Here is a 7,833-nt window from a genome sequence, read left to right on the forward strand (position 1 = left end):
CCCGCAGGGGTTTGGCCCCTGGAAGGGCCGGATTGTGCCCTGCTCCTAAAATCCCTCCATGAATGCAACACCCCCGCGAACCGGCACTCCCCGGCGTTTTGACGTCGCCGTGCAGGGCGCGGGTGTGGTGGGCCAGACCTTGGCCCTGCTGCTGGCGCGAGATCGCCTGCGCGTCGCGCTGGTCGGACACCCGCGCGACGCCACCACCCCCGACGTGCGCGCCTACGCACTCAACAGCGCCTCGCGCGATTTGCTGCGTTCGGTGCGCGCCTGGCCCGAGGTTGACGACAGCGCCTCGCAGCTTGGCCCGATCACCCCGGTGACCGCCATGCGGGTTTGGGGCGACGACGGCGGCGAACTCCACTTTTCCGCCAGCGACCAGGCCAGCGATGCCCTCACCTGGATCGTGGACGTGCCCGCCCTGGAGCGGCGGCTGAGCGATGCTGTGGGTTTTCAGGGCAGCATCGAACGTGTGACCGAAACCCCGACCGCGGCCCTCACCGTGGTCTGCGAAGGCAAGCGCAGCCAGACACGCGAGCAGCTCGGTCTGGCATTTGACGTGCGTCCCTACGCCCACAAGGCCGTGGCGGCCCGATTGCGCTGCGAATTGCCCCACGGCGGCGTGGCGCGCCAGTGGTTTGCCCAAGGCGAGGTGATGGCCCTGCTGCCGCTGGGCGGTGCGCAAGGGAACTCGGTGGCGCTGGTGTGGTCTGTTTCCACACAGCAGGCCGATGCCTGGTTGCAGTCCGATCCCTCCACCCTGGCCCAGGCGGTGCAGGCGCGCAGCGCCAACACCCTGGGCACCCTGCACATGGAAAGCCCCGCCCAGGCCTGGCCCCTCGAACTCTCGCGTGCGCAACGCTGGATCACCCGCACCGCCGCCGGCGGCGTGGCGCTGGCCGGTGATGCGGCGCACGCCATGCATCCGCTGGCGGGCCAGGGCCTCAACGTGGGTCTGGCCGATGTGGCCGAACTCGCCCGCGTGCTGCACGAGCGCGAGTACTGGCGCGACCTGGGTGACCTGAAACTGCTGCGCCGCTACGAGCGCGCACGCGCCGCCGAGGTGGGTGCGATGGGCTGGGTCACCGATGGTTTGTTCGGCCTGTTTGCCCACGAAGACAGCCGCGTGCAGGCGCTGCGCAACTGGGGCCTCAACGGCTTCAACCGCAGCGGCCCACTCAAACGCTGGCTGGCGCGCCAGGCCATGGGCCAGTCGGCCTGAACCCCTTTTCCCCCCGATCGCCACCGAGCGCCCCCACGATGAAATGTTTCAAGTCCCTGTTGCTGCTGGCGCTGACCGCCTTGTCCCTGAGCGCGCTGGCGCAGGAAGCCGCCATTCGCAAGAACCTCGCCGAGCGCCTGCCCAAGTTGCCCACCATCGACGAGGTCAGCAAGACGCCGATGCCCGGCGTGTTCGAGGTCCGCATCAACGGCAGCGACATCTTCTACACCGATGCCGAGGGCAACTACCTGATCCAGGGCGCCATGATCGACACCCGGGCGCGCGTCAACCTGACCGAGCAGCGCCTGGACAAACTCACCGCGCTGGCCTTCAAGGACCTGCCCATGAAAGACGCCTTCACCCTCGTGCGCGGCAACGGCAAACGCAAGATGGCGGTGTTTGAAGACCCCAACTGCGGCTACTGCAAAAAACTCCACCAGGAGTTTGCCAAGCTGGACAACGTGACGGTCCACATCTTCCTCATCCCCGTGCTCGGCCCGGACTCCGCAGAGAAAGCCCGCAGCATCTGGTGCGCCAAAGACAAAGCCAAAACCTACAGCGACTGGATGGTCAACGCCCAGCCGCCCGCCGCTGCCACCTGCGACACCGCCGCCATCGAGCGCAACAGCCGCCTGGCCGGCAAGCACGGCATCAAGGGCACGCCCACCATGATCTTCGTGAACGACACCCGGGTGCCGGGTTACATCACGGCGGACCGCATCGAAACCCTGCTCAACTGATGCCGCTCAGCATGCCTTTGTCCGCCGCTGCCGGTGAGCCCCGTGAGCACGCGCTCATCCGCCTCCTCGGCCACGCCGGGCTGATTCCGCTGGTGGGGCTCGCCCTGCTGGTCTGGCTGGTGACCCCCGATCTGCAGGCCTGGGTGGCACTCGCGCTCGCTGCCTATGCTGCGCTCATCGCCTCGTTTCTGGGCGGCATTCACTGGGGCATTGGCTGGAGCCAGCCGGCCCGCCTGCCTCAGAGCAAAGTGCATTTCATCTGGGGCGTTGTGCCCTCGCTGCTGGCATGGCCTGGCCTGGTGATGCCGCCTCACGCGGGCCTGGTCTGGCTGGGTCTGGTGTTGATCGGCTGTTATGTGGTCGACCGCAAGCTTTATGCACAAGCGGGTCTGGCCAGCTGGCTCAAACTGCGCTTCCGACTCTCCGCGATCGCGGCATCAAGTTGCTTCATCGGCGCAGGAGCCCTCTGATGCCCAAACGCCTTGTGTCCCCCACCGGCGTGCGCTTCACCGTTTCGGTGCTGGACGCCAACGCACACCTGTTTGCCGTCACGCTGCTGGTCGAACAACCCGCGAAAAACCAGCGCGTGAGTCTGCCCGTGTGGATTCCCGGCAGCTATCTGGTGCGCGAGTTTTCGCAACATCTGCAAAACCTGCAGGCCTGGCAAGACGGCCAGCCCGTGGCCATCAAACAGCTCGACAAGCACCAATGGCAGGCCAACGCGGTGGCCGGCAAACCATTGGAACTGCAATACGAGGTCTATGCGTTTGACGCCTCGGTGCGCACGGCTTTTCTGGACAGCACGCGTGGCTTCTTCAACGCCACCAGCCTGTGCCTGCGGGTGGCGGGCCAGGAAGACTCAGCCCATGCGCTGGAGATCGTGGCCGGTGCTGCCACAGAGGGCTGGAACCTGGTCACGGGCCTGCCCGCGCACAGCGTGAACGCCGCAGGGTTTGGCCACTACCGAGCGGCCGACTACGACGAACTCGCCGACTGCCCGGTGGAGATGGGTCGGTTCTGGAACGGACAGTTCACCGCCGGTGGCGTGGAGCACCGCTTTGTCATCAGCGGCGCGGGCGCCTGGCTCGATGGCGAGCGCCTGATCGAAGACACGCGCCGCATTTGTGAGGCGCAGATCGCGTTCTGGCATGGCGACGGCGCCCCGCCGTTCTCCAGCTACGTCTTCATGCTGCACGCCAGCGCTGACGGCTACGGCGGGCTGGAGCACCGCAATTCCACCGCGCTCATCTGCCAACGCGCCGACCTGCCGCGTCTGCGCCCGTCCACCAGCGACAAACCCGCCGCGCTCAAAGCCACCGACGGCTACACCACGCTGCTCGGCCTGATCAGCCACGAGTACTTCCACACCTGGAACGTCAAACGCCTGCGCCCGGTCGAGTTCAAGCGCTACGACTACGCGGCCGAGAACTACACCGAGCTGCTGTGGTTCTTCGAGGGCTTCACCAGCTACTACGACGACCTGATCCTGCGCCGCGCCGGCCTGATCGACGACACGGCGTACCTGCAGCTGGTGGCCAAGACCATCAATCAGGTGCAGCAGACACCGGGGCGCCATGTGCAGAGCGTGGCGCAGGCCAGCTTTGATGCGTGGGTGAAGTACTACCGCATGCACGAGAACACGCCGAACGCGACGGTGAGTTACTACACCAAGGGCTCGCTGGTCGCGCTGTGCCTGGACCTCACGCTGCGCGCCGAAGGCCACACCACGCTGGACCACGTGATGCGCGAACTCTGGCGGCGTTGCCAGGGCGGCCCGATGCGCCAGACCGATCTTCTGCGCACACTCAAACAGCTCGGCAAACGCAGCTTCGACGGCGAAATCGCCGCCTGGGTGCACAGCACCGCCGACCTGCCCCTGATGGGTCTGTTGCAAGGCCAGGGAGCCAAGGTCACGCACGACAAGGCCCCCCTGGCCCAACAGCTGGGCCTTCGTGTGCTGGAGACAGGCGGCAGTGTGCAGATCAAGACCGTGCTGCGCGGAGGCGCCGCCGAGACCGCCGGCATGGCCGCGGGCGACGAGTGGCTGGGCGTGGAGCTGGCCGCCGTGCGCCGCGGGGGCGCGGCCGAGGCCTGGCGCGTCCACAAACTCGACGACGTGCAGATGCTGCGCGGCCAACGCTCACGCATCACCGCGCTGGTCTCGCGCGACAACCGTTTGCTCAAATGCCCGCTGGACTGGCCCACCGAAACGCAGGCCGTGAAACTGGGTGTGGCCGACGCAGCGCGGCTGGGCAGCTGGCTGTCCGACTGACAGCGCCCACCCGGTCTGTCAGGCCTTGGGCAGGCGGTTCACCAGCTCTTCGTCGAACTGCTGAACCACCGCCGCGCCCTTGAAGCTCTTCAAACCGTCCCGGATGCGGGGCAAGGCCGCCTGCAGATCGGCAGGCGTTTTGCAACCCTCGGCACGGATCGCCAGCGTTTCTCCCATGGGGCCGAGCTGGTCGTTGATGAAGCGCACCACCTGGCGGCGGGCATCGCTGAACGGCAAGGTGGTGACGCCATCTGCCTGTGCCGCAGGCGCAGCCAATGGCACAGGCTGGGACACCTCGGGTGCATACGACGTGGCCGGTACCGGCACCTGCGGCACCGACGAAGCGGGCGTGGCTTTGGGCAGACCATCGGCACCGACGATCTCCACCCAACCGCTGGCGATCAGATCATTGAGCGACTGGGTGGCCTGGTCCAGCGAAGCTGTGAGCTTTTCAAACTCCGCCAGATTGCGTTTGCCATCCACCATGATCAACAGCGAACGAAGACGCGGAACCAACCCCGCGGGCCGGGTGGCGAGTGCTTCTCGCCCGGCAGCGGTCTTGCCAAACAGTGTGTTTTTGTCCATGTCATTCCCAACTGTGGGGTAATGTAGGACACCCAGCCCGAGCGTCTCTAGGGGTTTTCACCCCGACGGCTGCTATTCCCCGCACGGGCGGCAGTTGCCCATGAAACTTCGCAACGCTCACCCCTTGCGCTCACGCAAGTCCACGACGCGCCTGGCCTTGCCCTGGCTGCGCTCCACGCCGCCTTCTGGTTTGAGTTCCACCGCGACACTGCTGCCCACATACACCTTCACTTCGTGTTGCAACTGCTTGGCAGCAGCCCGCGCCTCGATGCTCTCGGGCGAGAGACCGGCGCGTGTTTCCACCACCACGGTCAGGTTGTCCATCGGGCCTTCGCGGGTGAGCACGCACTGGTAGTGCGCGCTGAGTTCGGGGCGCTTCAGGATCAACTCTTCGATCTGCGTGGGGAACACATTGACGCCACGCACGATCATCATGTCGTCGCTGCGCCCGGTGATCTTCTCCATGCGGCGCATGGTGCGCGCCGTGCCGGGCAGCAGGCGCGTGAGGTCGCGTGTGCGGTAGCGAATGATCGGCAGCGCTTCCTTGGTCAGGCTGGTGAACACCAGCTCGCCCATCTCGCCGTCGGCCACGGGTTCACCGGTCTCGGGGTCGATGATCTCGGGGTAGAAGTGGTCTTCCCAGATGGTCGGGCCGTCCTTGGTCTCCACACATTCGTTGGCCACGCCCGGGCCCATCACTTCCGACAGGCCGTAGATGTCGACCGCGTCGATGGCCATGCGTGCTTCGATGGCCACGCGCATGTCGTTGGTCCAGGGCTCGGCGCCGAAGATGCCGATGCGCATGCTGCTCTCGCGCGGGTCGATGCCTTGGCGCTCGAACTCGTCGGCAATGGCCAGCATGTAGCTGGGCGTGACCATGATGATGTCGGGCTTGAAGTCCTGAATCAACTGCACCTGGCGCTCGGTCTGGCCACCACCAAACGGCACCACGGTGAGGCCGAGCTTCTCGGCGCCGTAGTGCGCGCCCAGGCCACCAGTGAACAGGCCGTAGCCGTAGCTCACATGCACCAGATCACCCGGCCTGGCGCCGCTGGCGCGGATGCTGCGCGCCACCACCGTGGCCCAGGTGTCGATGTCTTTCAGTGTGTAGCCCACCACCGTGGGTTTGCCGGTGGTGCCGCTTGACGCATGAATGCGCGCGCACTGCTCGCGCGGCACGGCGAACATGCCGAAGGGGTAGCTGTCGCGCAGGTCTTTTTTGGTGGTGAAAGGAAACTTCGCCAGATCGGCCAGGCTGCGGCAGTCGTCAGGGTGCACACCGGCCGCGTCGAACTTGGCGCGGTAGACGGAAGAGTTCGCATAGGCGTGACGCAGCGTGGCCTGCAGGCGCTTGAGCTGCAGGGCGCGCAGTTCGTCGACGCTGGCCTTTTCAATCGGCTCCAGGGCAAAGGCTTTCATGGCTGTCCTTCTTCGGGAAACACGGTGCCGGGAATCTGTGCGCTCTTGCCGCGAAACATCGCCACCACCTCGCCGCGCTGGTTGGTGACCCGCATGTCGTAGATACCGTGGCGGCCCGAGAGCGTTTGCTCAACGCCCTCGCAGGTGAGCACGTCGCCGGCGTGGGCTGGGCGCAGGAACTCGATGCTGCAACCCGCGGCCACCGCGTTCTTGTTGTGGCTGTTGCAGGCAAACGCAAAGGTGGAGTCGGCCAGCGTGAAGATGAAACCGCCGTGGCAGATCTGGTGACCGTTGAGGTGCAGCGGCTGCACCACCATGCGGATGCTGGCGCGGCCCGGCTCGCAACTCAGCAGCTCCATGCCCAGGGTGTCCTTGCTCGCGGTGTCGACCGCGAACATCGTCTGACCAACCCTCTTCGCTCTTTCTTGAGGAGACATCATTCCCCCTTGAAACGCGCCGGGCGCTTCTCGCGAAACGCCATCACGCCTTCGATGTAGTCGTGGGTCTTGCCCAGCGCCGACTGCGTGTCGCGTTCCACCTTCAGGTGCTGGCTCAGGCTGCGCGTGGACGCATCGCGCAAGAGTGCACGCGTGGCCACCAGCGCCTGGGTGGGCATGACGGCGAGTTTGGCAGCCATGGCCAACGAAGCCCCCACGCAGTCGTCGCTCACGTCCCAGATCATTCCCCACTCCTTCGCTTGCGCCGCCGGCAGCTTGTCTCCGGTCATGGCCAGCGCCATGGCGCGCGCCAGACCCAGGCGCTCCACCAGCAGCCAGCTGCCACCGGCGTCGGGCACCAGCCCGATCTTGCTGAAGGCCTGGATGAAACTGGCGCCGGTGGCGGCGATCGTGATGTCGCAGCACATGGCCAGCGACGCGCCCGCGCCCGCTGCCACGCCGTTGACCGCCGCGATGGTCGGCATGCGCAAGCCCTGCAAGCGCCGCGCGGTCGGGTTGAAGGCCTGCTCGATCACCGGGCCAGGGTCGGCCCTTTTCACAAGATCGGGCCCGGGTTCAAAGTCGAACTCGGCCAGGTCGGCCCCGGCACAGAAACCACGACCGGCGCCGGTGATCACGAGTGCACGCACCACCGGGTTGGCCTCGGCCCGATCGAGCGCGGCCCACAAGTCGCGGTGCATCTGGCGCGTGAAGCTGTTGAGCGCATCGGGCCGGTTCAGCGTGACCAGGGCCACGGCCCCGCGCTCTTCATACAAGACGGTGGCTTCAGGCATGGCGGTGGGTCTCCTCGGCGGTTTGGAATGAGCGGGCGGTGCAATTTACCATTAACCAACCAATCGGTCGGTTAATGTTTTCCCTCGGTACCGGCCGCTATAGTGGACAGCTTTCCAGCCCCCACCGACACCCGAGGAGACCCCATGACCACCGCCACCGCGCCCGAATGCATCACCGTCCGCACCGAAGGCCGGGTCGGCATCGTCACGCTCAACCGCCCCAAGCAGCTCAACGCACTCAACGAGCAGCTGATGAACGAGCTCGGTGCCGCGCTCAAAGACTTTGACGCCAATGAGGACATCGGCTGCATGATCCTCACCGGCAGCGAGAAGGCGTTTGCCGCGGGCGCAGACATCGGCGCCA

General features: G+C 66.1%; 9 protein-coding genes. 5 read left to right on the forward strand and 4 right to left on the reverse strand.

Annotated elements, in window-relative coordinates; all coding sequences use genetic code 11:
* Positions 1-58: 58 nt before the first annotated feature.
* Genes ACN4F8_RS01070 through ACN4F8_RS01085 form a run of 4 tightly spaced genes read left to right on the forward strand, consistent with a single transcriptional unit; the run spans position 59 to position 4,234 of the window.
* On the forward strand, positions 59-1,222 hold the full coding sequence (locus ACN4F8_RS01070; RefSeq protein ID WP_419471882.1) for an FAD-dependent monooxygenase: 1,164 nt from the start codon (positions 59-61) through the stop codon (positions 1,220-1,222).
* 38 nt (positions 1,223-1,260) lie between these two features.
* The gene (locus ACN4F8_RS01075) at positions 1,261-1,962 is read left to right on the forward strand and encodes a DsbC family protein (protein WP_419471883.1); all 702 of its coding nucleotides are present in this window, start codon (positions 1,261-1,263) and stop codon (positions 1,960-1,962) included.
* A gap of 11 nt (positions 1,963-1,973) precedes the next feature.
* Positions 1,974-2,432 carry a DUF3429 domain-containing protein gene (locus ACN4F8_RS01080; RefSeq protein ID WP_419471884.1) on the forward strand — a complete coding sequence of 153 codons (459 nt, stop codon included), beginning with the start codon at positions 1,974-1,976 and terminating at the stop codon, positions 2,430-2,432.
* On the forward strand, positions 2,432-4,234 hold the full coding sequence (locus ACN4F8_RS01085) for a M61 family metallopeptidase (protein ID WP_419471885.1): 1,803 nt from the start codon (positions 2,432-2,434) through the stop codon (positions 4,232-4,234). Before ACN4F8_RS01080 ends, ACN4F8_RS01085 begins: the two co-directional genes overlap by 1 nt.
* 18 nt (positions 4,235-4,252) lie before the next feature.
* Here ACN4F8_RS01085 and ACN4F8_RS01090 read toward each other — a convergent pair whose 3' ends face one another.
* The 4 genes from ACN4F8_RS01090 to ACN4F8_RS01105 all read right to left on the reverse strand — a co-directional run bounded on the left by ACN4F8_RS01090 (position 4,253) and on the right by ACN4F8_RS01105 (position 7,469).
* The gene (locus ACN4F8_RS01090) at positions 4,253-4,819 is read right to left on the reverse strand and encodes a hypothetical protein (protein WP_419471886.1); all 567 of its coding nucleotides are present in this window, start codon (positions 4,817-4,819) and stop codon (positions 4,253-4,255) included.
* A 117-nt stretch (positions 4,820-4,936) separates the two neighbouring features.
* On the reverse strand, positions 4,937-6,238 hold the full coding sequence (gene paaK / locus ACN4F8_RS01095) for a phenylacetate--CoA ligase PaaK (RefSeq protein ID WP_419471887.1): 1,302 nt from the start codon (positions 6,236-6,238) through the stop codon (positions 4,937-4,939).
* On the reverse strand, positions 6,235-6,675 hold the full coding sequence (paaI, locus tag ACN4F8_RS01100; protein WP_419471890.1) for a hydroxyphenylacetyl-CoA thioesterase PaaI: 441 nt from the start codon (positions 6,673-6,675) through the stop codon (positions 6,235-6,237). The genes paaK and paaI overlap by 4 nt, the downstream gene beginning before the upstream one ends.
* The gene (locus ACN4F8_RS01105) at positions 6,675-7,469 is read right to left on the reverse strand and encodes an enoyl-CoA hydratase-related protein (RefSeq protein ID WP_419471888.1); all 795 of its coding nucleotides are present in this window, start codon (positions 7,467-7,469) and stop codon (positions 6,675-6,677) included. The genes paaI and ACN4F8_RS01105 overlap by 1 nt, the downstream gene beginning before the upstream one ends.
* A 144-nt stretch (positions 7,470-7,613) precedes the next feature.
* Here ACN4F8_RS01105 and ACN4F8_RS01110 point away from each other — a divergent pair.
* On the forward strand, positions 7,614-7,833 hold a 220-nt coding region (locus ACN4F8_RS01110), incomplete at its 3' end, for an enoyl-CoA hydratase-related protein (RefSeq protein WP_419471889.1).

It is taken from the genome of Hydrogenophaga sp. (genome assembly GCF_048549895.1).
Taxonomy (GTDB): domain Bacteria; phylum Pseudomonadota; class Gammaproteobacteria; order Burkholderiales; family Burkholderiaceae_C; genus Hydrogenophaga.

Excerpts from the sequence above, each read along its gene's own strand:
- ACN4F8_RS01070 (WP_419471882.1), top strand. The coding sequence starts at position 59 with ATGAATGCAACACCCCCGCGAACCGGCACTCCCCGGCGTTTTGACGTC.
- ACN4F8_RS01075 (WP_419471883.1), top strand. The coding sequence starts at position 1,261 with ATGAAATGTTTCAAGTCCCTGTTGCTGCTGGCGCTGACCGCCTTGTCC.
- ACN4F8_RS01080 (WP_419471884.1), top strand. The coding sequence starts at position 1,974 with ATGCCTTTGTCCGCCGCTGCCGGTGAGCCCCGTGAGCACGCGCTCATC.
- ACN4F8_RS01085 (WP_419471885.1), top strand. The coding sequence starts at position 2,432 with ATGCCCAAACGCCTTGTGTCCCCCACCGGCGTGCGCTTCACCGTTTCG.
- ACN4F8_RS01090 (WP_419471886.1), bottom strand. The coding sequence starts at position 4,819 with ATGGACAAAAACACACTGTTTGGCAAGACCGCTGCCGGGCGAGAAGCA.
- paaK (WP_419471887.1), bottom strand. The coding sequence starts at position 6,238 with ATGAAAGCCTTTGCCCTGGAGCCGATTGAAAAGGCCAGCGTCGACGAA.
- paaI (WP_419471890.1), bottom strand. The coding sequence starts at position 6,675 with ATGTCTCCTCAAGAAAGAGCGAAGAGGGTTGGTCAGACGATGTTCGCG.
- ACN4F8_RS01105 (WP_419471888.1), bottom strand. The coding sequence starts at position 7,469 with ATGCCTGAAGCCACCGTCTTGTATGAAGAGCGCGGGGCCGTGGCCCTG.